Annotated in this window: 17 protein-coding genes; 7 read left to right on the top strand and 10 right to left on the bottom strand. The window is 41.7% G+C overall.

The window, feature by feature from the left end; genetic code table 11:
* The first annotated feature begins 21 nt into the window (after positions 1-21).
* From H4075_RS20795 to treF, 4 genes are all read left to right on the top strand, one after another.
* Entirely contained in the window at positions 22-1,572 is a 1,551-nt protein-coding gene (locus H4075_RS20795; RefSeq protein WP_182802731.1) for a phosphatase PAP2 family protein, read from the top strand.
* A 196-nt stretch (positions 1,573-1,768) separates the two neighbouring features.
* Positions 1,769-2,761, top strand: coding sequence for a LacI family DNA-binding transcriptional regulator (locus H4075_RS20790; RefSeq protein WP_182802730.1), 993 nt, complete (start codon positions 1,769-1,771; stop codon positions 2,759-2,761).
* 63 nt (positions 2,762-2,824) lie between these two features.
* Positions 2,825-4,090 carry an MFS transporter gene (locus H4075_RS20785; protein WP_182802729.1) on the top strand — a complete coding sequence of 422 codons (1,266 nt, stop codon included), beginning with the start codon at positions 2,825-2,827 and terminating at the stop codon, positions 4,088-4,090.
* Between the two features lie 2 nt (positions 4,091-4,092).
* Positions 4,093-5,595, top strand: a complete 1,503-nt coding sequence (gene treF / locus H4075_RS20780) for an alpha,alpha-trehalase TreF (RefSeq protein WP_220494815.1) — start codon at positions 4,093-4,095, stop codon at positions 5,593-5,595.
* A gap of 112 nt (positions 5,596-5,707) precedes the next feature.
* On the opposite strand, the gene H4075_RS20775 is transcribed toward treF, so the two are convergent.
* The 7 genes from H4075_RS20775 to pheS form a co-directional block, all read right to left on the bottom strand.
* Positions 5,708-7,651, bottom strand: a complete 1,944-nt coding sequence (locus tag H4075_RS20775; protein WP_182802728.1) for an alpha-amylase family glycosyl hydrolase — start codon at positions 7,649-7,651, stop codon at positions 5,708-5,710.
* A gap of 4 nt (positions 7,652-7,655) precedes the next feature.
* The gene (locus tag H4075_RS20770; RefSeq protein ID WP_182802727.1) at positions 7,656-8,606 is read right to left on the bottom strand and encodes a carbohydrate kinase family protein; all 951 of its coding nucleotides are present in this window, start codon (positions 8,604-8,606) and stop codon (positions 7,656-7,658) included.
* 3 nt (positions 8,607-8,609) lie between these two features.
* The gene (locus H4075_RS20765; RefSeq protein WP_220494813.1) at positions 8,610-10,364 is read right to left on the bottom strand and encodes a glycoside hydrolase family 13 protein; all 1,755 of its coding nucleotides are present in this window, start codon (positions 10,362-10,364) and stop codon (positions 8,610-8,612) included.
* Between the two features lie 19 nt (positions 10,365-10,383).
* Positions 10,384-11,871 carry an MFS transporter gene (locus tag H4075_RS20760; protein ID WP_182802725.1) on the bottom strand — a complete coding sequence of 496 codons (1,488 nt, stop codon included), beginning with the start codon at positions 11,869-11,871 and terminating at the stop codon, positions 10,384-10,386.
* A gap of 172 nt (positions 11,872-12,043) precedes the next feature.
* Complete coding sequence (locus H4075_RS20755) at positions 12,044-13,075, bottom strand: NAD-dependent epimerase/dehydratase family protein (RefSeq protein ID WP_182802724.1); 1,032 nt, start codon at positions 13,073-13,075, stop codon at positions 12,044-12,046.
* An 81-nt stretch (positions 13,076-13,156) separates the two neighbouring features.
* Positions 13,157-13,999 carry a 3-hydroxyacyl-CoA dehydrogenase family protein gene (locus H4075_RS20750; RefSeq protein ID WP_182802723.1) on the bottom strand — a complete coding sequence of 281 codons (843 nt, stop codon included), beginning with the start codon at positions 13,997-13,999 and terminating at the stop codon, positions 13,157-13,159.
* Between the two features lie 244 nt (positions 14,000-14,243).
* Positions 14,244-15,275: a phenylalanine--tRNA ligase subunit alpha gene (gene pheS / locus H4075_RS20745; RefSeq protein WP_182802722.1), complete on the bottom strand. Its 1,032-nt coding sequence runs from the start codon at positions 15,273-15,275 to the stop codon at positions 14,244-14,246.
* Positions 15,276-15,457: 182 nt separating this feature from the next.
* Here pheS and H4075_RS20740 point away from each other — a divergent pair, with 182 nt between their 5' ends.
* Positions 15,458-16,594: an arginase family protein gene (locus tag H4075_RS20740; RefSeq protein ID WP_182802721.1), complete on the top strand. Its 1,137-nt coding sequence runs from the start codon at positions 15,458-15,460 to the stop codon at positions 16,592-16,594.
* Between the two features lie 71 nt (positions 16,595-16,665).
* Here H4075_RS20740 and H4075_RS20735 read toward each other — a convergent pair whose 3' ends face one another.
* Positions 16,666-17,115 carry a hypothetical protein gene (locus H4075_RS20735; protein ID WP_182802720.1) on the bottom strand — a complete coding sequence of 150 codons (450 nt, stop codon included), beginning with the start codon at positions 17,113-17,115 and terminating at the stop codon, positions 16,666-16,668.
* 3 nt (positions 17,116-17,118) lie between these two features.
* Positions 17,119-18,114 carry a potassium channel family protein gene (locus H4075_RS20730; RefSeq protein WP_182802719.1) on the bottom strand — a complete coding sequence of 332 codons (996 nt, stop codon included), beginning with the start codon at positions 18,112-18,114 and terminating at the stop codon, positions 17,119-17,121.
* Positions 18,115-18,185: 71 nt separating this feature from the next.
* Here H4075_RS20730 and H4075_RS20725 point away from each other — a divergent pair, with 71 nt between their 5' ends.
* Both H4075_RS20725 and H4075_RS20720 read left to right on the top strand, forming a co-directional pair.
* The gene (locus tag H4075_RS20725) at positions 18,186-19,520 is read left to right on the top strand and encodes a D-alanyl-D-alanine carboxypeptidase/D-alanyl-D-alanine-endopeptidase (RefSeq protein ID WP_182802718.1); all 1,335 of its coding nucleotides are present in this window, start codon (positions 18,186-18,188) and stop codon (positions 19,518-19,520) included.
* 141 nt (positions 19,521-19,661) lie between these two features.
* The gene (locus H4075_RS20720) at positions 19,662-21,275 is read left to right on the top strand and encodes a PKD domain-containing protein (RefSeq protein WP_182802717.1); all 1,614 of its coding nucleotides are present in this window, start codon (positions 19,662-19,664) and stop codon (positions 21,273-21,275) included.
* 93 nt (positions 21,276-21,368) lie between these two features.
* Here H4075_RS20720 and mutL read toward each other — a convergent pair whose 3' ends face one another.
* Positions 21,369-23,207 (bottom strand): DNA mismatch repair endonuclease MutL, encoded by a 1,839-nt coding sequence (gene mutL, locus H4075_RS20715; protein ID WP_182802716.1) that lies wholly within the window; start codon positions 23,205-23,207, stop codon positions 21,369-21,371.
* Positions 23,208-23,312: the final 105 nt, after the last annotated feature.

The following is a 23,312-nucleotide window of genomic DNA, read 5'->3' as shown; positions in this document are numbered from 1 at the left end:
AACACAAGTAAAAACGAAATCATGTACATCAACATAAAACAAATTACTGCTGTGGTACTGCTGTGTGTTACTGTTGCATCATGCAGTAAAGAAATTACAGAACGCACAAAGAATGCGCCTGCATTAAATCCTGCAAATATTGATCTCAATGCAGGTACATGGAAGCCGGTATTGCTTACAACTCCCGATGAATTTGCTGTAGCAACTCCGGGTGCAACAAGCGGACCGGGTTACACCGCCGAGATCAACGAGATCAAAAGCTATCAAAAAACGATGACGGGCGCACAAAAAGAACGCATGAATTATTGGAGTGCAGGTGCGGTCTTCCGTTGGAATGAAATAATGCGTGGACTGGTTGCAAAATATAACTTGCCTCCGTTTCAAAATCCTGATGGCACATACCCGGTTCCTGATGCAAACAATCCATTTAATAATCCGCAGTTCCCGTTTGCCAACCCGCCTTATGCATCACGTGCATATGCTTATATAAGCGCTGCACAATATGATGCATTGGTAGCAGCATGGCATTATAAAAAATTGTACAATCGTTCAGCACCTTACAAGATCAATAATACGATTACTACGTTGCTCCCGCAAACTGATCTGCCATCTTACCCAAGTGAAGATGCAGCGGTTGTTGGTGTGATGGTGGAAATGTTGAAATTATTTTTCCCTGGTGAGCAGGCTGCTATCCAACAATTTGCAACTGAACATAAGAATGCAAGAATAATGGCAGGCATGAATGTGCGGAGTGATATTGAAGCGGGTGAAGCATTGGGAAGATTAGTTGCGCAGAAATTTGTTACACGTGCACGAGGCGACAGAGCAGGTGCCGCAGTTGGCACGCCAGCGATTTGGCAACAATTCGAAACACAAACTGCAGCAACGGGTGAAATGCCGTGGATCAGTATGGAGTCGCCGAAGCGACCGCCGATGTTACCATTGTTTGGTCGTGTGCGCACATGGTTATTTGATTCTGCAACATTGGTTACTGCTGTGCGTCCCGGTCCGCCGCCATCAACCAAATCAGAAAAATTCAAACAGGAAGTGGCAGAAGTATTGCATTACAGTAAAAATGCAACACGTGAAGAGCTTGCTATTGTTCATTACTGGGCCGATGGTTTAGCAACACATACACCACCTGGTCACTGGAATGCAATTGCTGCTGATGATTTTCTTGGGCAACGTTTCAGTGAAGTGCGTTGGGCTCGTAACATGGCTTTATTGAACATGAGTATGATGGATGCTGCCATAGCTTGCTGGGAAGCAAAGTTTTTTTATTTCAATCCAAGACCATCGCAGGTGAATCCTGAAATTAAAACATGGACTGGCCTACCCAACTTTCCAAGTTATACAAGCGGCCACTCTACATTCAGTGGAGCAGCTGCTACAATTCTTGGGCGCATTATACCTGCACGTAAAACAGCTTATGAGAATATGGCAAAAGAAGCGTCACTTTCAAGATTGTATGGTGCTATTCATTACAGAAGCGATTGTGAAGAAGGATTGAAATGTGGTAATGCTATTGGCGGCTATGCTATTGCAAGAGCAAATGTTGATGGAGCAAATTAATTTTTTTATCAGTAGTATAAATTGTCTCGCCTCTGTTTCTACAGGGGCGATTTTATTTAATGGATTCGCAGTTGTGCATCGTTCTGCAGCAGGTTCTTGTCTTTTAGTTGTTGTTATTTCTTTTCTCAGGCTGGATGAAGAAAAAATTTATCTTTAGCCTGATTAACGATTATATTTCCAGTTCAAAGAATAGTACATGCAGCAAAGTACACTTAAGAAGCTGTCCGAAGCCCTTGGTATCAGCATCTCCACTGTTTCACGTGCGTTGAAAGATCATCCGGATATTTCAGCAGCCACCAAATTGAAAGTGAAAGAGCTGGCAGCAGCAATGGAATACGAGCCAAACAGTTATGCAGTGCAATTGCGTACAAGACAAAGCAATGTGTTGGGTTTGCTTGTACCTTCTATTGATAATTTCTTTTATGATTCATTTATTGCTGCGGTTGAAGATGAGGCACGTAAGTTTGGTTATTCTGTATTGATTATGCAATCGAGAGATAATGTAGAGATTGAAACAGCGAATCTCAACATCTTCCGGAAAAATATGGCGATGGGTGTATTTGCAACAGTATCGATTGCAACAGAGGACATGGCACCTTTCCATAAACTCGAAGATTTGAAAATACCTGTTGTGTTTTTTGATCGTGTGCCGGAAGAAAAAGGATTTCATACTGTTTGTTTATCTGATGCTGATGCAGCCAGGCTTGCTGCTGAAGCGATCATTGAAAAGAAAAAACAAAATGTATTGGCTTTGTTTGGTCATCCGCACTTAAGTATTTCAAGAGTGCGCAGCAAAACGTTTGTTGATACATTCAAACAACAACTTCCTTCTGCAAATATTACACTTCATTTTCCTGAACAGCCCGAACCTTCGTATGAACTTGCAAAAGCTGCATTACAATCAACCAATCCACCTGATGTTATTTTCTGCATGGGTGATCTTATTTTAATTGGTGTGATGCGTGCAATCCATCAACTTAATTTAAAAGTGCCGGAAGATGTTGCTGTTATCAGCATCAGCAATGGCTTTATTCCAACGATGTATAATCCGGTAATTACGTATGTTGAAACAAGTGGTTACAAGCTCGGTAAACTCTCTTTTTCTCAAATGCTGGGGCGTTTAAAAGGTGAAGAAGTTTCCGAAAACGTTTGCGTTGAATCAATACTTGTAAAAGGCGGTTCTTTATAATGAAAATGCTTTGGTAAGTGATCGGTAACGGGTATATTTAAATACACGTTTTATTTACTTGCCATGACCAACCTTCGCATTAAGATCTCGCTGTTCCTTAATTATTTTGTTTTTGCCATTCTGCTTAACAGTGTGGGCACTGTTATATTGCAGGTGCAGGCAAACTTTGATGTTTCAAAAGGCTCGGCCAGTGTGCTTGAAGCATTTAAAGATCTCAGCATTGCCATCACTTCTTTTTTAATTGCTTCTTATGTAAACAAGATCGGGTATAAAAAAACAATGCTTATTTCATTGGGGTTGATTGCCGTGATGTGTTTGATCATTCCTTCAGTAAGTAGTTTTATTATGACGAAGATGTTATTTGCTGCTGCCGGTATTGGATTTGCATTGATCAAGGTAAGTGTGTTTGCCACCATTGGCTTGGTCACCAAATCAAAGAATGAGCATCTCAGCTTTATGAATTTTCTCGAATCATTTTTTATGGTTGGCGTGTTAACAGGTTATTTCCTGTTTGCATCCATGGTTGATAACAATGATCCCAAATCAACCACCTGGTTCAATACGTATTATATTCTGGGAGGGCTGGCTGTTGTTGCATTTTTATTGTTATTCACTACAAAGCTTGATGAATCGAGTATTAAAGAAGCAGAGCAATCAAAGTCAGCATCTGATGATTTTGTAGAAATGCTGAAGCTTATTTTCTTACCACTTGTACTTGTGTTTATCTTCAGTGCATTCTTTTATGTGTTGATCGAACAAAGTATTATGAGCTGGTTGCCTACATTCAACAAAGATGTTTTACAACTTTCCACAAGCTTGAGTATACAAATGGCAAGTATCTTATCGGCCTCCATCGCATTGGGCCGGTTTCTTGCAGGATTGATATTACGAAAAGCAGATTGGCTGATTGTATTGGTTGTTTGTTTGCTGGCTGCAGGTACATTGGTTTTACTTGCTGTTCCATTAACAAAAAATATTACCGGCATAACGGTGAATAGCCTGGCCGATGTTCCATTGGTAGCATTTATTTTCCCGTTGATTGGTTTGTTCCTTGCGCCAATTTATCCTGCCATCAACTCTGTTATCTTAAGTAATCTTCCTGCGCACCGACATGGATCAATGAGTGGATTAATTGTTGTGTTCTCTGCATTAGGCGGTTCCACAGGGTCCATCATTACAGGAAATATTTTTGAAGCATATGGCGGACAAACTGCCTTTTATTTTTCATTGGTACCTATATGTATTTTGATCGTACTGCTGATTGTGTTTAAACGGTTGCAACCAAAAACAGCAGCAGTAGTTGATATTAAAGTGAAAGGAGGGCATTGATCGTGAAAGAGAAAGAAATTTTTGAATTGAGTCCTTTGTTTGAAGATGTGCAAATGCAACAGGTGTTTGAAGATGGTAAGACATTTGTCGATTGCACGGCTAAACAATCAACTGAACTTATTCTTGCGCAATACAACGAAGAAAAACTTAACCCGGGATTCGACCTGCGTTCATTTGTGCTGGAACATTTTGAACTGCCGCATGTCTTTGCCGCCGATTACCATACCGATACACAGGAAAGTGTAGCAGAACATATTCATGCGTTGTGGCAGGTGCTCACTCGTGAACCTGATACTGTGAAACGTGGTTCATTGATACCATTACCAAATCCATACATTGTTCCGGGCGGTCGTTTTGGCGAAGTATATTACTGGGACAGTTATTTCACCATGCTTGGTTTAAAAGAATCGGGTATGGTTGAAATGATCGAAAACATGGTGAACAATTTCACGCATCTGATTGATACCATCGGTTTTATTCCCAATGGTAACCGCACTTATTATCTTGGTCGTTCGCAACCACCTTTTTATGCGTTGATGGTGGAGTTAATGATGGAGATTAAAGGCGAAGCTGCTCTTACTGATTATCTTCCTGCCTTAGAAAAAGAATATCAGTTCTGGATGCTGGGTGCCGATGATATTGCTGCCGAACATCGTTTTGAAAAACATCTGGTGCTGATGGAAGAAGGCGAACTGATGAATCGTTATTGTGATGCATACCATACAGCAAGACCGGAATCGTATCGTGAAGATGTGGAACTGATGCATGCCGCCAAACAACCTACAGAAGCATTGTATGCACATTTACGTGCCGGTGCAGAATCTGGCTGGGATTACAGTTGCAGATGGTTTAAAGATGACAATGATTTTGCGACAATCCACACAACCGAGATCGTACCTGTAGATCTTAACTGTTTACTGTTTCATTTAGAAGAAACTATTGCCAAAGCTTACAAGTTAAAAGGCGATGAGAAGACTGCTCAGAAATATCTTGACTTAGCAGCACAAAGAAAACAGGCAATTCATCATTACTGCTGGAATGAATCGCAACAGTTCTTTACTGATTATGACAGTGTGAGCCATTCGCAGAAGCAGATCAAAACATTGGCAGGAGTTACTCCCTTGTTTTTTAGAATGGCTACACAGGAACAAGCCGATGTAGTGGCAGCAATACTTGAAAGAGAATTTTTAAAAGACGGCGGATTAACAACTACATTGAAAACAACCGGTCAGCAGTGGGATGCACCGAATGGCTGGGCACCTTTGCAATGGATGAGTGTGATTGGATTGGAAAATTATGGTCATACTGAACTTGCCGCAACAGTTGCCAAACGCTGGATACAACTTAACACCGATGTCTATCAACGCACCGGTAAATTGATGGAGAAATACAATGTGGTTGATACGCATTTAGAAGCCGGCGGTGGGGAGTATGCAGGTCAGGATGGTTTTGGCTGGACGAATGGGGTTTTGTTGGCTTTAATGAAGAAGTATGATAACAGTTAGTAATACGATTCAATTAATGAAGCAGCTTTATACAATCAACGTATCGTCATCCCGACGAAGGAGGGATCTCTAAACATTCATACTACACTATTTAATCAGGAAAGCTTAATGATCAACCTTCCAGCAACGCAAATCCATAAGGCGGCAGCACCAAAAATTCATGATCCTGCCCCACTTCATAAATTTTCCCACTCCAATGATCAACCAGTGATGTTGGAGGGTTTCCTTTCTCTTTAAATGCATACCAGGTTAAATAGGCTGCTGCATTGCTGAAGTTAAATACACAGAACAAGCGTTGCTCATCTGTTTGCCGGATGTAACCTGCTACATGAACATTATGTGGCGTCAGCCAGATGAGATTACTGCGGTCTGCTACAACAGACAATTGACCTCTTATTGATAGTAACTTTTTTGTTGCGCTGAAAACAATTTCTTCAACTGTTCCTTTCTGTTCAGCTTTTTTATTTTTAGTCCAGTCAATGACCGGCCGATGCATCCATCGGTTATCATAACTCTTTCCTTCATCCTGCAAATAAGAATAGTCATTTGTATAGCCAACTTCATCGCCATAGAATAACATCGGCACACCACCAAGAAAGAAACTGTGCGCCTGCATCATCACTATTTTCTGGATAGAAAGATCGATCGCTGCCTGGTCCTTCGCATTCAACGCTTTCTCTAATCCGCATAAGGAAGCTAATGATCCGCTGATGCGTGCATCACCTGTTTTTGGATTACTCGAAAACAAAGCACCAACTGCAGGTGAACCTTCGTGAACTCCTGAGTAATATTCTTTCAGGTATTTTCGATGTGCATAGGAATTATAGCCTGCCTGCTCGATCATATTATCATCATAACCCAAACCAATATCATCATGGCAACGGGTGTAAGTGATCCAGGATGTGCCATAAGGTTTTTGCAGAAGTTCGTGCTGTGCAGCCAGCATTACTTTGGTATCACCTGTTGCCAGCATATCCCACTGCAATGCCATATGCGTAGCATTGTAGGCAAAATCACACTCACGTGCCGTATAGTTATCAGTACCAAAATATTTCATGATCTCTTTTGGTGCAACGATGGCTTCACCCAACAATGCCATACCCGGCGATGCTACCTGCACACATTGTTTAATTAAACGTAACAAGGTATGTGCCTGCGGTAAATTCTGACAGGTAGTGCCCAATTGTTTCCAGATAAATGCAGGGGCATCAATTCGCAAAATATCTACACCAAGATTTGCATAAAAGAAAATGTTATCAAGCATTTCAATAAACACAACAGGATTTGTGTAATTCAGATCCCATTGGTAATTGTGAAACACTGTCATCACCCATTTATTGCATTCTTCTATGTAAGTAAAACTGCCGGGTGAACTTTCAGGAAAGATCTCCGGCATTGTTTTATCATATTGATCAGGCAAACTCCTGTCCTGGTAGAAATAAAAATAATCCTGGTATTTTTTTTCGCCTGCTTTTGCTTTCAATGCCCATTCATGTTTATGTGAAGTATGATTGAGCACAATATCGATCATCAGGTACATGTTGCGTTTACGCATTTCTTCCTGTAAGTTCAGGAGATCTTCAAGTGAACCAAAGCGCTCATCTACTTTTCTGAAATTGGAAACAGCATAACCGCCGTCACTTTCATTGGCCGGACTTTCAAATACGGGCATCAGGTGAAGAAAGTTAACGCCGAGATTTTCGAAATAATCAAGTTTTGTCTCAAGCGTTTTAATGTTGCCGCAAAAACGGTCGACATACAAACTCATGCCGTTGATCTTATTACTGAGGAACCAATGTTCCTGTTCCAGCTTTTGTATATCACGTTGCTTTAAAACTTCCGGTCGTTGTTTATATGCTTTGATGATCGTTGTGATCAACTCATCAAACAATGTTTCAGTTGCCGGATAATGCTCATACAGTTGCAGGTATAATTCAAAGATGGCGGAAGTGTCTGCAAGAAACCTTGTATAAAACGGATTGTCTTTTCCTCCCACATCTATCTGATGTTCTTTGAGCAGCGCATTGATATGTTCATGAACTCCGAACGTGTACATAACCTTAATTGAAAATATCGTTACTTAAATGTTTAAATGCTTCCATAGCGCCGAGATACTCACAGGTGCGTGCACCCGCTTTATTAGCATTGCTGATGATGGTTTTCCAATCATCTGCCGTAAGCATATTGATCTGTTGTAAACTGTAATTCCGAAGTTGATATAACACTGCACCTGTAAATGCATCGCCTGCACCTGTTGTATCAACAGGCTGAACAGCGATACTTGGAATGATCACTGTTTGATTGCGTATACCCAGCATGGTGCCATCTTTGCCAAGTGTAATAGCAAACACAGCAGTTGTATTTTCGAGAAAGTAAGCAGCAGATTCTTCCACCGTTTGTTTTCGTGATAACATGATTGCTTCTTCATCGCTCACTTTAAAGAAATGACAATGCCGTAAGAAATGCCAGGACTGAAGAATGAATGATTCTGTATTATCTCTGAATAATAAATGCCGGTAGTTGGGATCAAAACTTACAAAACAACCTTGCTGTAAAGAACGGGATAGCAGATTGAGGTAAGCCATGTGTAGCGGACCTTGCAAAAAACCAGTTGCTGATCCGAAATGCACAATGGAATAATCAGCAAGATCGATCTTCTCTACATCATCTTCACTCAACTGACCATCGGCACCACGATTGAAATAAAAATCACGTTCGCCATTGTGCATGAGTGATACAAATGCAAATGTGGTAAAGCTGTTTGCATCCTGCAACATGTGATTCGTACTTACTCCAAACTCTTTCATGACCTGTATCAAGTGATCACCGAACGGATCGGCTCCAACTTTTGCTGAAAGATCAACCTCACCGCCCAATGCAGCAATAGCTGCAGCTACATTCGTAGGTGCGCCGCCGGGTTTTTTCAGGAAATGCTCTCCCTGTGATAAAGACGAACCTTTATCGGTACAGATCATATCAATTAACGCTTCACCTATGCAAAGAATTTTCATTTCTTATAATTTAAATATGACCGCTTCATAAGGCCGCAGTTTATCTGCAACTGGAGCTGTTGTATAATTATTGATCAGTACTTCAGCTTTCCTTACATCAATTCCGGTTTTTACACTCACCTCTTTATTTCTGAAATTGAGTAACACTAAAAATTTCTTTCCTTTCAATTCTCTTGTAAAAGCAAATACATCGGGATTGTCAGCATCAACCAATGTAAATGCTCCGTAAATAAGTGTTTCATTATCTTTCCGCAGCTTGATCATCTTACGGAAATAATTCAGACAACTGTTTGCATCTTTTTCTGCAGCAGCAACATTCACTGTGTTGTAGTTGGGATTTATTTTCAGCCACGGCATGCCTGTTGTAAAACCAGCTCCCGTTGTTGTATCCCATTGCATGGGTGTGCGTCCGTTATCACGTGAAGAAATTTTCATGCCTTCAAGAAACCGTTTCATGTCGCCGCTTTTTGCTTTTACCTGCGCATAGTTGGTGTGCAGTTCCACATCATTGTAATCTTCTACTTTGTCGAACTTGATATTACTCATGCCGATCTCATCACCAAAATAATAATAAGGAGTTGTACGCATACTCAGGATAAACGTGGTGAGCATTTTCGATGATAACTCTCTGAACTCAGGTGCATCGTTTCCCCAACGTGTAACCATGCGTGGCTGATCGTGATTGCCGAGATACATGGTACCCCATCCTTTTTCTGTAAATGCACTATCCCATTTTTTGTAGATGCCTTTCCATTTCACAAGATCCCATCCATTGGGGTCAGGCATTTTGTATTCATTGGGTAAGTAACCAAAATCAATTGCTTCAAAGTTGTACGCCATGTTCAGTTCGTTACGGTCTTCATCAACAAACAGTTTTACACGTGGCACATCGCCCATTGCTTCTGCAACGGTAACAAGTTTATAAGGAGTTAATACTTCCTTATTCATTTCCTGGATGTACTCATGCAAATGCGGACCGCTTGCATAATACAATGTCCAGTTACCATTGTATTCTGCAGGAAGTGCGGGCCAGGTGGTATCTTTTGATATGAAAGCAAATGCATCCATACGAAAGCCATCCACACCCTTCTTCGCCCAATACTTCATCATGGTATAGATCTCTTGACGTAACGCAGGATTTTCCCAATTGAGATCGGGTTGAAAATCGCCAAAGTAATGCAGGTAGTAGGAGTTGGTGGGTTTGTTGAACTCCCAGCCATAACCTTTCTCATCGAAGATGCTGAAACGGTAAGGCGGTTCACCTTTTTCCGCAGGCCACCAGTGAAAATAATGATAGTATGGACTGCTGCGTGATTTGCTTGCTTCTTTAAACCATTTATGTTCGTTGCTGCAATGGTTGAGCACAAGATCCATCATCACTTTAATGCCACGATCATGAAAACCTTTCAACAGTACATCAAAATCATTCATCGTACCAAACTGCTTCATGATGTTTTGATAATCGCTGATATCATAACCATTGTCTTTATTAGGCGATTCATAAACGGGATTTAACCACACCGCATCAATACCGAGTGATTTAATATAATCCAGTTTAGAGATGATGCCTTTGAGATCACCGATACCGTCACCATCACTGTCTTTAAAACTGCGGGGATAAATTTGATAAACAACAGCTTCTTTCCACCATGTACGTTTGGTGCTGAGATCAGTTGATTGCTCTTCTTTTGTTTCTTCATTCGTACACGATAAAGAAAGTAGGCAGATCAAAACAATATAGAAACCGGCTCTCTTCATATACATGTTTTAATGTTCATTAATGACCGCCACCGCCCATCAATACAACATCATCTGTTGGCTTATCTGATTTTATAAATAACGTAAGCAATGCTGCAATCACAAGAAATACACCTGCGAATGCAACAGCATTACCCGGATCGTTATTCAGAAAATTCTTTAGTATGTAACCAAACGTGGTTGTTTGAATAAACATCGGAATTACGATCATCATATTGATAACACCCATATACACACCATAACGCTCCTTTGGGATTTTACTTACCACAATGAGATAAGGAATACCCATCATACTTGCCCAGCCAATACCAAACCCGGTGATCGCAGGAAACAGCAAATATTTATTTTCAATAAAAGGGAAGAATAACAAACCAACACCTGCCAGTATTAAACATCCAAAATGCACCAGCTTAGGCGAATATTTTTTTGCGAAGTACACCAGGCCGAATGCACATAAGAACGTAACAATATTATACCAACCATTTACGAGACCTGTCCAGCCAACTGCTTTTTCATACAACTCAGGATTCTGTTCAGGGGTGGTATTCCAAACCGATAAGGCAATGCTCTTGGATGAGTTTTGCCAATAACAAAACAACGCATACCACTGAAATAGATACACCAATGCCAGTTGCCACATAACTTTCGGCATTTGCGTAATGGCATCTACAATTTCAATATTCTGCGCAAAGAGAATTTTCAATGTTGGATGTTCTTCTGCATATTTCAATACACGCCGCAGCAAACCTTTTACAAATAACGAAGGAATGAGTAGGAAGGCAATGATGATGTAAGCAATTACTGTCGTGATGATCGAAAGAAAAAATTGAATAGCAGGATGCGGCATGCCTTTGTTCTTTTCATTGAGTGTATTCAACTCTTCTTCACTTGGTGGGATTTCTGGTGTAGTGCGTATGCTCCACCAGATAGAACCAATGGAGCAAATCGCACCAAGAAAAAAAGATGCAAATACCCAGGTAGGAAGCTTGCCTGTTTTACCAATAAAGATCAACGGAAAAATGAATAGTGAAACATTTGCTAACGTTTGACCGAACCCTGTAAAAAAGCTTTGTGCCTGGAAACCGGTTGGTTGTTGTGATGCATCTAGTTTATCAGCAATAAATGCACGATAAGGTTCCATGGCTGTGTTATTGCCGGCATCAAGTATCCAGAGCAAACCGGCTGCCATCCACAACGCACTGCTGAACGGAAATAAAAACAACGCCACACTGCAGATCATGGCACCAATAAAAAAATAAGGGGTACGTCGGCCAAAACGTGGACTCCATGTTTTATCGCTCAAGGCACCAATAATGGGTTGAATAATTAAACCGGTGAGTGGTCCCGCTAAATTAAGCCAGGGAATTTCGTCGGGCTTGGCGCCCAGGAAATCGTAAATGGGATTCACTGCACTTTGCTGCAAACCAAAACTGTACTGAATGCCGAAGAAACCAACATTCATATTAATGATCTGCCAAAAACTTAAATGGGGCTTGGAAATAGACATGTGCAGCTAGTTGGTTTTGAAAATAGTTGGTTTAAATCAGGCACACAACTGCACGTGGCAGCAATCATGATGAAGATAAACCAAGTTTTTTATGCCTCTATACTGCAAACGGTTGATGTGAGGAAATCGTGGAGCCCCATTAGCAGCTAAAAGCCCTGAAGACGGTTAATGATTACAAACGATAAAATTCTTTTAACCAATTACAGGTACGCTTCACCGTTTCATCAATAGGTGTGAAGCTGAAACCGGGTAGCATCTGTTTCACTTTTGATGCATCGTAAAAAGTTTTCACCTGTGCTGTGCTGGCCGTTTCCCGTGTGAGCAAAGGTTCTTTATTGCTGACCATGGCTTTAAGTGCTTCCAGGCGCCAAACGAGATCACCCATCCAGGGTTTTGCTAAACGTTGTGGTGCACGAACACCAAATCCATCTGCAATTTTGGTGAATAGTTCACGAAAGCTTAAATGTTCGGCACTTAACAAGAAACGTTCAGCAGAAATATCGCTGTTCATTAAACGGATCATCACCGCAGCTACATCTTTTGCATCAACAAAGCCGGTACCACCTTCGCTGTACCAGGGAAACTGGTCATACATTTTTTTGAAAATAGCAACCGAACCGTTTTCCCAATTCGATTCGCCGAGTATCACCGATGGATTAACGATGGCGGCATTCAAACCTTCGCCGATGCCACGCCATACTTCCATCTCCGATAAATATTTTGTTTTGCCGTAGTGTGAGTTATTCGTCTCTTCGGTCCATTCTGTTTTTTCGTTGATGAGTTCACCTTGGCGCAAACGACCGACAGCTGCAACCGAACTTACATGAATGAACTTGTCAATATTATTCTCCAGCGCCATGTTTACCATATTGGCCGTGCCTTCAATATTGATCTTGTACATCTGCTCTCTTCGGCTGCTGTGGTACGATACAACTGCGGCACTGTGGTACACCTGTTTGCAGTCTTGCATAATATCGCTGAGCAGATTTACATCGAGTACATCACCTTTGATCCATTCGATCTGTTGTTTTTCTTCTTCACTTAACAACAACGGCATCGACGTACGGTACAATGCTTTAACAGGTCCCTGCTTTTCCTGCAACAACTGTTTCAATAAAGCCGAGCCAACTAAACCTGCGCCGCCGGTAACGAAGATGCCCCCAACCCCTGAAGGGGAGTTATTATGATCCGAATGATTATCCATTTAATGATTGTTCAACAGTTCAATATTAGCACAAATGAAGAAGATTGTTATTACATTCCCCCTTTAGGGGGTTAGGGGGCTTCAATATTTATAGTAGCCTTCCCCGGTTTTGCGACCGAGCTTATTTGATTCTACTTTTTCTTTTTGTATTGATGATGGTTTTAAACGTTCGGGTTGACCGAGTTGCTCGTATACACTGCAGCTAACAGCATAGTTAATGTCGTTGCCGATAAGATCCATGAGTTTGAACGGGCCCATTTTAAAACCACTTGCTTCCATCAATGCATCAACGGTTGCAAAATCAGCAACGCCTTCTTCCACTAATCGAAATGCCTCGATGTAATAAGGCCGTGCAACACGGTTCACAATAAAGCCGGGCGAATCTTTACAGATCACCGGTACTTTATTCATCTGTTTTGTTAATGCAACCAGCTGTTCAATTACTTCTTCCTTGGTTTGTTCTCCATGCACAACTTCTACCAACTTCATGATAGTTGCAGGATTAAAAAAATGCAGGCCGGCCACCCGTTGTGGTTTGTTGATTGATTTTTGTAACAACGAAATAGAAAGGGATGATGTGTTGCTGGCGAAAATGGTATCACCATGATTGATCTCTGCAAGTTGATTGAACAAGGCAATTTTCGCTTCCGGTTTTTCAACGATGGCTTCAATGATCACATCAGCAATACAACCATTGATGTCGTTGATGAATTGAAGATTACCGCTGATGCTCCTCCGCTGTTCCTCCGTTATTTTTTGTTTCTGTACTAATGATTCCAGATTGTTATTGATGGAGGCTTCTGCTTTTTGTAGCACTTCTGTGTTCAAATCGAACAGCAAGGTATAAATACCGCTTTGCGCAGAAGCCTGTGCAATACCACTGCCCATTGTTCCTGCACCGCAAACGCAAATTGTCTGAACCATTGTCTGAACCGGGATTTGTTGGATGATTAGGATTGATGGGATATTATCTAAACTGAAATTAAAAGCACACTTGTGTTATTGTAAGAAATTGCATTTTCTCATTCATCCCACAAATCTCACACATCACAGTTCAGACAATTGCTGCATAGAATTGCTAAACGTACAAGTGAGTGACACAACCAAAGCTAAATAGTAGTGCAAGCGTTTGTAACCTAAAACTTACAACTCAGAACTTAGAACTGTTTTACACCGCTCCCGTAAACTGTTTCAAAAACCGCACATCATTTTCACTAAACAGGCGAATATCTTTAATACCATATTTCAGCAATGCAGGACGTTCGATGCCCATACCAAATGCAAAGCCTGAATATTTGTTACTGTCGATGCCGCAGTTCTCCAACACTTTTGGATGCACCATGCCGCAACCAAGAATTTCTAACCAACCTGTTTTCTTACACACGCTGCAACCTTCGCCGTTACACAACAAACAACTGATGTCCATTTCGGCACTCGGCTCGGTGAACGGGAAGTAAGAAGGACGGAAACGGACTTTTACATCTTTACCAAACATTTCCTGCACAAAGAAGTAGAGCGTTTGTTTGAGATCGGCAAAGCTCACTTTTTCATCCACATACAAACCTTCGATCTGGTGAAAGAAGCAATGACTTCTTGCACTGATGGTTTCGTTACGATACACACGACCCGGTGTAATAATGCGGATGGGCAATTTGCCTTTCTGCATTTCATGGATCTGCACATTGCTGGTGTGTGTGCGAAGAAGCCATGCAGGATCGGTGCTGATATAAAATGTATCCTGCATATCACGGGCAGGATGATTTTCCGGTAAGTTCAGTGCAGTGAAGTTGTGGAAATCGTCATCGATCTCCGGTCCTTCAGCAACAGAAAAACCTAACCGCTGGAAAATATTCACCATGCGGTTGCGCATAAGGCTGATGGGGTGACGGCTGCCGATGGGCATTGCATCGCCGGGCAATGTGAGATCAACTTTTGCAGCGGTATCATCTGTGCCGATACCGGTCAGTGCTTTCCATTCTTCGTATTTCGCTTCAGCAAACTGCTTGAATTCGTTCATGCTCTGACCAAAAGCTTTCTTCTGTTCGTTGGCCACATTTTTCATTTCGCCCATGAGCGATTTCACCAACCCTTTGGTGCCAAGAAATTTAATGCGGTACTCTTCCAGCGCCTTGGCGCTGTCGATCTGCAAGGTTTCAATTTCTTTCTTAAATGTTTCAATCTGTTGTAACACCTGTTCCATGGCGCAAAGATAAGGTCTGAACCATGATTTGGGAGGATTTGGATGATTTACGGGATGGATAAAGCAGGATAAATTTTACTTGACATCTTGCCGCTTTTCCTTCTTGTGCCTTGAACCTTGTCTTTTGGTTTTTGGATTTTCTTGTACCTTCTTTCTTATGTTTGCCACCGAAACGAAAACACATGAGTGATTCACAGATGATTGAAGATTTTTTGCAGCCGGTTGATCTATCGGCAGTGTTAGGCGATGAAGAACTGAATGAGGCGCAACTGGGCCGGCACATCCAAACCTATGCATTCCTGTTTCCGGACCTTACCGACATTGACCTGGTGATCCTGGGTATTACCGATGAAAGAGGAACAGGTAATGGCATTTCGCTGGGCGAAGCACCAACGGCTATCCGCAAAAATTTATACCGGTTATACAACTGGCACCCCGATGTGAAGATTGCTGATATCGGTAATGTGATGGCGGGCTCCGCATTAAAAGATACGTATGCTGCAGCCAAAGCGGTGATCAAAGAATTGGTGGATGCAAAGAAAACAGTGTTGATCCTTGGCGGCAGTCATGATCTTACGCTTGCTCAGTATGGTGCCTATGTACAACGGAAGCAAATTATTGAAGCAAGTTGTGTGGACGCATTTATCAATTTGAGTAATGATACACCTATCCGCAGTGAAAACTTTTTGATGGAGATGCTCACGGGTGAACCGAATTTTATTCGTCATTACAATCACATGGCCTTCCAGAGTTATTATGTGCACCCAACCATTCTGCAAACAATGGATCGGCTTCGTTTCGATTGTTTCCGTGTAGGTGTGGTGAAAGATGTGTTGGAAGAAATGGAACCGGTGATCCGCAGCAGTGATATGCTTAGTATTGATATAGCAGCCATGGCCAATGCGTATGCACCCGCAAACCGAACTTCACCAAACGGATTGAACGGACAGGATATTTGTACACTCACCCGCTATGCAGGTTTAAGTGACCAATTAAGTACACTCGGTATTTATGGTTACAATGCAAAGCTGGATGTGGATGAATTAACAGCGATCCAGATTGCACAAATGATCTGGTATTTTATTGATGGGCTGAGCAAAGGAAAAACAGAAGCATCGCTGGAAGAACGTCACCAGTTTAGTGAATACCATACTACCATTAATGATGCGGATGTGCTGTTCCTGCGCAGTCATAAGACCGGCCGGTGGTGGATGCAGATGCCGAATAATAAATTCATTGCCTGCAGTGCTACCGATTATCAGCTGGCGATCCATAGCGAAATACCGGAACGTTGGTTGAGGGCACAGGAAAGAGATTGATATGTTTGCTCACAGATTGCACGGATTTTCTTATTGGCTTATCCGTGTTTATCTGCGAAATCTGTGAGCCACTATTCTACAGAAAGAATTTCGTAAGATGTATTGTTGAATTGAAATTCCTCACCAGCTTTCTTCATCAGCATTAATTTTCCCAGCGGCGCTTCAGGTGAAACAGCGAAAACAGTTTCATCTTTTACTTTCAGTTTGCCTAAACCAAGACTGATATAAAAGAAGCCTTTGTTGGTATGCACAAGACTGCCACGCACAATCATTTCCGTTTGCAGATGCGGATCAAGTTTTTCGAGCACAGCTTTTTGTTGAAGTACTTCTTTTAATTGACGGCTGTTATTTTCCTGTTCTATCTGCAGCATGGCTAATGCTGTTTCATGCTTGTCGCCTGCAGTGCGTTTGGTTTCGTTGCCGGCACTATCAGATAAGTCGTGCAGGTTTTTTTGCAGTACATTGATCTTTTGCTGCACTAATGCAACACAGGTTTGATATGTTTTTTCTTTCAGCGTCATTTCCTATACCAATTCTTTCGCTTTACGAATCTGGTATTCACTACCCATGATAATAAGTCGTTCGCCTTCTGCAATGCTGTGAGATGGGCCGGGATTGAGAATGTAATTGCCCTTACTTTTTATACCCAAAATTGTGCAGCCGGAGTTTTTCCAGAGATTGAGCTCGCCCAGCTGAATGGAATTGTTGGCAATTATCTCTTCAATTTTAAACTCTGTTGTATTTCGTGTGCTCATTAAGGAAAGCAGCTCGGCCACATCGGGGATGAGTACCATTGTTGCCATATGTGCACCACCGATTTTATCGGGCATGATCACATTGTTTGCACCTGCAACACGAAGCTTGTTAACACTGCTGTCGTGCGATGCACGACTGATGATAACTATATTCGGATTCAACTGTCGTGCAGTAAGTACCATAAAAAGATTATCTGCATCAACCGGCATCGTAGCAATAATAGCACGGGCACGCTTTATGCCTGCATGAAGCAATGACTCATCCGTTGTTGCATCTCCTTTTACGAAATGTTTTACTTCAAATGGAAGTGATTCAGGTAAGTCTATTTTCTCTTCCAGTACCACGAAGGGGATGTGGTTGTCGTGCAGGATGTGTGCACATTGTGTGCCGTTGCGGCCAAAGCCACATACAATAACATGATTGTTGAGCTGATGAATGGCGTTATCCATTTTCAAATGTTTGTATTGTCGGATGAATTCCCCGTCGAGCAGGTAACGGGTGAGGTAGGTAACAAAAAAAGTAAACGCACCGATATTGATGATAATAATGACACTGGTGAAAATGCGACCGGCATCAGATAACGGCTGTACTTCTAGGTAACCCACAGTGCCTACTGTAATGACGGTCATGTAAAATGCATCGAGTAAGTCATACGATTCAATGATCATATAACCTGCCGTGCCAATGAACAATAACACAACAAATAAGCTGATGGGCACAAGTAATCCCTTAAAGTATTTTAACAGCCGGAGGAAGTACATCATTAAATTTACAGGAAGCAATCACTTCGTATAGCAAAGAAAAGGAAACTTGTATATTTAGAATAAAAACAAGCATGATGTTGGTCAGTAAAACGCTGGGTAAATTGATACTGGGTTCGGTGCTATTGCTTTCCTGTGCATCGCAAAAGCAGGCAACGGTTGCAAAACTGCAACAGCAACTGATTCATGATTCGGCTTTAACCAATGCGTTTGTAGGTATTGCTGTTTATGATACAGAGAGCAGTAAATATCTGCATCAGTACAACAGCAATAAATATTTTGTGCCGGCGAGCAATACCAAACTGCCCACCTTGTATGCGGGCATGAAATATCTCGGAACACAATTGCCCGGATTGCAATACAAAGAAGAGAACGATACATTATACATTCAGCCAACAGGTGATCCTACACTGCTGCATGTTGATTATAAAACCCAACCCGTTGTTGATTTTTTAAAGAAGCAAACAAAGCCGATCGTCATCAATAACAGTAACTGGAAAGCCGAAGCACTTGGTTATGGCTGGGCATGGGATGATTACCTGGGTTATTACATGACAGAGCGTAGTCCGCTGCCGGTATATGGCAACTACATTAAATGGATCCAGCAACGGAATGTAGAAGAACGGGATGGAAAGATGGATACTTCCGGCATTGTATTTACAGACCCTGAAGTAAACTGGGATGTACAGTTTAAAACAGGCAAGACCACTGCGTTTGATGTAACACGACCACGCACCGAAAATAAATACACGATCACAGAAGGCAAGGAATTAAAAAAAGAACTGGAAGTGCCATTTGTAACGAATGGATTAGAAGCAGCATTGGAATTATTGAAAGATACCCTTCATCAAACCATTACAGCAGAGGGGTTCAAAATTTCAAATCCTGAAATTGTTTATTCGCAGTCGGTTGATTCCATGTTCAAACCACTCATGTACCGCAGCGATAATTTCTTTGCGGAGCAAACGCTGATGATGGTGAGCAATCAGCTCTTTGGTGAAATGGATGAACAAAAGCTCATTGCTCATTTGCTGAAGAATGATTTGAATGGATTTCCGCAAAAACCAAAATGGGTAGATGGAAGCGGCTTGAGCAGATACAATTTATTTACACCGGAAGATTTTGTGTGGTTATTAATGAAGATGAAAGATGAGTTTGGTTTGGATCGATTGAAAACCATTTTACCAACCGGCAATACCGGAACACTCCGTAATTATTACGTTAATGAAACAGGATTGATCTTCGCCAAAACAGGATCACTTACAGGTCATTTAGCGTTGAGTGGTTTTCTTTTTACAGAAAAAAATAACCTGCTGGTATTCTCAGTGATCGTAAACAATCATAACACTTCGGCTGCCTCTGTGCGAAGAGCGGTTGAGAAGTTCATTAAAGGACTAAGAATTGACTAAGCAAAGCTTGTTTGTTTTTATTAACCTGGAATTTATTTTCGGTCGGTTAAACCTTTCCCGGATCAATCCGTCACAGCAGTACGATTGTTCACCCCGATCCGCCTGCTTCCCCCCAAAAAAGCGGACCCAAAACGTTGTATTATGAAAAAGGTAATCTACTCTTTCATTGCCTTACTGGTTGTTTTTACGTCCAAAGCCCAGGATAATCCGTGCAAAGGCAAAGCCGCTTTCCAACTTACTATTAGTGGCAATACGGTTAAATTTTATTCTGCAACTACGGTTAACACGCCGGTTGTTCATTCCTGGAAATTCGGAGATGGACAGACGGCAGACGGCGCCAATCCAACACATACCTATATAGCATCGGGCAATTACCGTGTAGTGCATTACATCAAAGACACGGTGCTTAAGTGTTATGATTCGGCCGTTAAGGAATTCAGCATACCTCAATCACTTTGCGATTTGGTCCAGGCAAAGTTTGAATGGAAAAAAGATTCTTCCAATGCTTTTAAGGTCATTTTCATCAATCAATCATTGCTTAATTCTGCAGCGACATCTGTTTCTTACAAATGGATTTTTGGTGATGGCACATTCAGCACCGATGCAAACCCGGCTCATGCTTATACAAAACCTGGGGTATATAAAGTCTGTCTTGTTGTAACAGTCAGCAACACCTGCGTCCGTGAAATTTGCAAAGAAGTGCGCATCGGAGAATGCAATTTCGATGCTGGCTTTTCTTGGGTTCTTGATAATGCGCATCCAATGCGGGGTGTAAAATTCAATCCATTCCCTTCTCCAATTGCAAGTACACCGTTGAGTGTAAAATGGAGTTTTGGCGATGGTACTTACAGTACCGAGTTCAGTCCATTGCATCAATACCAGCAACCCGGCACATACAAGGTTTGTCTACGTATTGAATATTTTGCCGGATGTGTGAAAGAAGTTTGCAAAGAAGTAACTGTTCCACCGCTTGAAAATTGTGAAGCGCTCAGCAGGTTTACAATGGAGCGAATAAGCTCAAGTCCCCATACATTGTATTTTAAAGCAGAAGCAAATAGTTCAGTGATAAAATACATCTGGACCTTTGGTGACGGTACCGGTGCATTAGGTGCAACAGCAACACATAAGTATGACCGCCCGGGTACATACAGAATTTGTTTAACCATTTATCGTTCCGATAACTGTGCTTCCACTACCTGTAAAGAAGTTGTTATTGGTGATTTGAATTGTGAGCAAACAACGATGAAGTTTGAAATGCAACGAATGAATCCGCCTCATAATAATGCGGTGAAGTTTACGGCTGTCAGCAACCAGCCAATTACATCACAAAGCTGGACGATCTGGAGAAGCAACTCAACCACGCCGGTTAAGATCAATGTCAACGATCCAACTTATATTTTCCAGGATACCGGCTATTATAAAGTTTGTCTGCGTGCAACAACAGCAAATGGCTGCGTAAAGGAATATTGCAACTACGTTCATATTACCTATGTGCCAAGAGAATGTCATCTACAAATAACACCAAACCCGGCTATAGCAAACATCCAGTTTAAAGTGCAGGTTGAAATAGCGAAGCCGGTAGTTGCTTCTATTATTGATATGACAGGGATGCGCAAGGCCGTGTTTTATTTGAATGCAGTGCCTGGCGTTAATACGTTTACGTTACCTGTTACAACATTAGCACCAGGGTATTATACACTTGAGGTTAAAGTTGGTGACCAGGTTTGTACCAGTAAGTTTCAGAAAGTGAATTAATACAACTGTTGAACGAAATACGATTCATATATAAAGAGCAAGCTGCTAAACAGTTTGCTCTTTATTTTTGGTGATGTCCATGTCTTTGGAACTTTAACGACCAAACTGTTTCTCCAACTCATCTTTTTTAATTTCCATGTAAACAGGAAAACCATTTGAAGTTGAATTAGGCTGTGCACAGTTGAACAGATCTTCTACCAACTGTTTCATTTCTTTTTGTGTGAGTGAACGACCGGCTTTAATGCTATGTTGTTTCGCCAGTGAGCGAATCAGCTTTTCACGCTTGGAAAATTTCAGATCGCTTGTGTAATGCTTGAACTGCTCCAGCAATAATTCAATCGCCATTGCTTCATTGCCTTGCTCCACATCCGCAGGTGTGCCCTGAATAACGAACGTATCTTTTCCAAAAGGCTCAATGAGGTAACCGAGTTGTTTCAGTTCATCACTCAATTCACCCAACAAAACAGCATCAGCAGTGGAGAGATGTAAGGTTGAAGGAAATAAACTTCGTTGTGCTGCAATGGGTTTGCCATCAGCTGCAGACAGGTAACGTTCATACAACACACGCTCATGTGCATTCTGCTGATGAATGATCAACATTCCTTTTGCTGTTGATGCAAGAATGTAAGTATTGTGCTGTTGTGAAAATTCCTGTTCAGGTATAAAAATCTTTGACTGATTTATTGCTGAAAAATCTGCGGATGTTCCAACTGTCGTTTGTCGTCCATCATCTGTTGTCTTCGCAGGTTCATAAAATTCCCGCCAATGTTTCAATTCACTTTTCTGCTGCGGATCAATTTTATGTGCTGCATGTTTTTGTGTGAACGTATTGTACAACGATGAGGAAGAAGCCTGCGACTTCTGTTCACTCGTAAACGGTTTGCTTACAGCATCGAGATGTTGAATGGTTGGATCAAGATCAAAATCCAATGTCGGTGTAATGCTGAACTGTGCCAATGCATGCTTCACGGCCGATTGAACAAATGCATACACGATCTTTTCATCTTCAAATTTTATTTCCTGTTTTGTTGGATGCACATTGATGTCAACCTGCGCAGGATCAAGATCAATGAACAGCACATACGTTGGGAAACTGTCTGTGGCAATCATTTCCTGAAAAGCACCGGCAACCGCATGATTGAGATACGCACTTTTAATAAAACGATGGTTTACAAAAAAGTACTGATCACCTCTCGTTTTCTTGGCAGTGTCGGGTTTGCCGATAAAGCCATAGATATTCATGTAATCAGTTTGTTCTTCAACAGAAACCAATTTAGCATTGTATTGATTGCCGAGCAACTGCACAATACGTTGTTTCAACGTTCCTCTGTCGAGGTGAAACATTTGTTGCCCGTTTGCTGTAAGCGAAAAGAAAATGTCAGGATAAGCCATGCTCACACGAATGAACTCATCCACAATGTGACGCATCTCAGCTGCATTGCTTTTCAAAAAATTCCTGCGTGCCGGAACATTAAAGAATAAATTCTTCATGGCAATGCTGGTGCCGTTGATCGTTGCAACCGGCTCCTGCTTTTTCACCACGCTGTTTTCTATTTCAATATAAGTGCCGGCTGTATCTTCTGCACGTTTGGTTTTCACTTCCACTTGTGCAACAGCTGCAATAGAAGCAAGCGCTTCACCACGAAAACCCATTGTTTTAATACGGAAGAGATCTTCTATTTCTTTGATCTTGGAAGTGGCGTGGCGTTCAAAGGCCATGCGTGCATCGGTTTCGCTCATACCTCCGCCGTTATCAATTACCTGCAACAGTTGTTTGCCGGCATCGTTAATGATGAGTTGTATTTCTGTTGCACCCGCATCAACCGCATTCTCCAGCAATTCCTTTACGGCACTGGCAGGGCGTTGAATAACCTCACCTGCTGCAATCTGGTTTGCAATATGATCGGGCAATAATTGAATGATATCCGGCACGTACGCTTCTGTGTTTTGAAATGGCAAATTTACGTTACTTCAACCAACCGTCGAAGGATAATTCGTTACCTTTAAGCGGATCGAAAAAAGCAGAAAACTTACATG

This window comes from Lacibacter sediminis, from assembly GCF_014168535.1.
Taxonomy (GTDB): domain Bacteria; phylum Bacteroidota; class Bacteroidia; order Chitinophagales; family Chitinophagaceae; genus Lacibacter; species Lacibacter sediminis.
The sequence above is the reverse complement of the archived record's forward strand: the minus strand, read 5'-3'. Positions and strand labels throughout refer to the sequence as shown.

What these genes read in the sequence shown, in the direction of transcription:
- H4075_RS20795 (WP_182802731.1), top strand. Translation starts at nt 22, where the DNA reads ATGTACATCAACATAAAACAAATTACTGCTGTGGTACTGCTGTGTGTT.
- H4075_RS20790 (WP_182802730.1), top strand. Translation starts at nt 1,769, where the DNA reads ATGCAGCAAAGTACACTTAAGAAGCTGTCCGAAGCCCTTGGTATCAGC.
- H4075_RS20785 (WP_182802729.1), top strand. Translation starts at nt 2,825, where the DNA reads ATGACCAACCTTCGCATTAAGATCTCGCTGTTCCTTAATTATTTTGTT.
- H4075_RS20775 (WP_182802728.1), bottom strand. Translation starts at nt 7,651, where the DNA reads ATGTACACGTTCGGAGTTCATGAACATATCAATGCGCTGCTCAAAGAA.
- H4075_RS20770 (WP_182802727.1), bottom strand. Translation starts at nt 8,606, where the DNA reads ATGAAAATTCTTTGCATAGGTGAAGCGTTAATTGATATGATCTGTACC.
- H4075_RS20765 (WP_220494813.1), bottom strand. Translation starts at nt 10,364, where the DNA reads ATGAAGAGAGCCGGTTTCTATATTGTTTTGATCTGCCTACTTTCTTTA.
- H4075_RS20760 (WP_182802725.1), bottom strand. Translation starts at nt 11,871, where the DNA reads ATGTCTATTTCCAAGCCCCATTTAAGTTTTTGGCAGATCATTAATATG.
- H4075_RS20755 (WP_182802724.1), bottom strand. Translation starts at nt 13,075, where the DNA reads ATGGATAATCATTCGGATCATAATAACTCCCCTTCAGGGGTTGGGGGC.
- H4075_RS20750 (WP_182802723.1), bottom strand. Translation starts at nt 13,999, where the DNA reads ATGGTTCAGACAATTTGCGTTTGCGGTGCAGGAACAATGGGCAGTGGT.
- pheS (WP_182802722.1), bottom strand. Translation starts at nt 15,275, where the DNA reads ATGGAACAGGTGTTACAACAGATTGAAACATTTAAGAAAGAAATTGAA.
- H4075_RS20740 (WP_182802721.1), top strand. Translation starts at nt 15,458, where the DNA reads ATGAGTGATTCACAGATGATTGAAGATTTTTTGCAGCCGGTTGATCTA.
- H4075_RS20735 (WP_182802720.1), bottom strand. Translation starts at nt 17,115, where the DNA reads ATGACGCTGAAAGAAAAAACATATCAAACCTGTGTTGCATTAGTGCAG.
- H4075_RS20730 (WP_182802719.1), bottom strand. Translation starts at nt 18,114, where the DNA reads ATGATGTACTTCCTCCGGCTGTTAAAATACTTTAAGGGATTACTTGTG.
- H4075_RS20725 (WP_182802718.1), top strand. Translation starts at nt 18,186, where the DNA reads ATGATGTTGGTCAGTAAAACGCTGGGTAAATTGATACTGGGTTCGGTG.
- H4075_RS20720 (WP_182802717.1), top strand. Translation starts at nt 19,662, where the DNA reads ATGAAAAAGGTAATCTACTCTTTCATTGCCTTACTGGTTGTTTTTACG.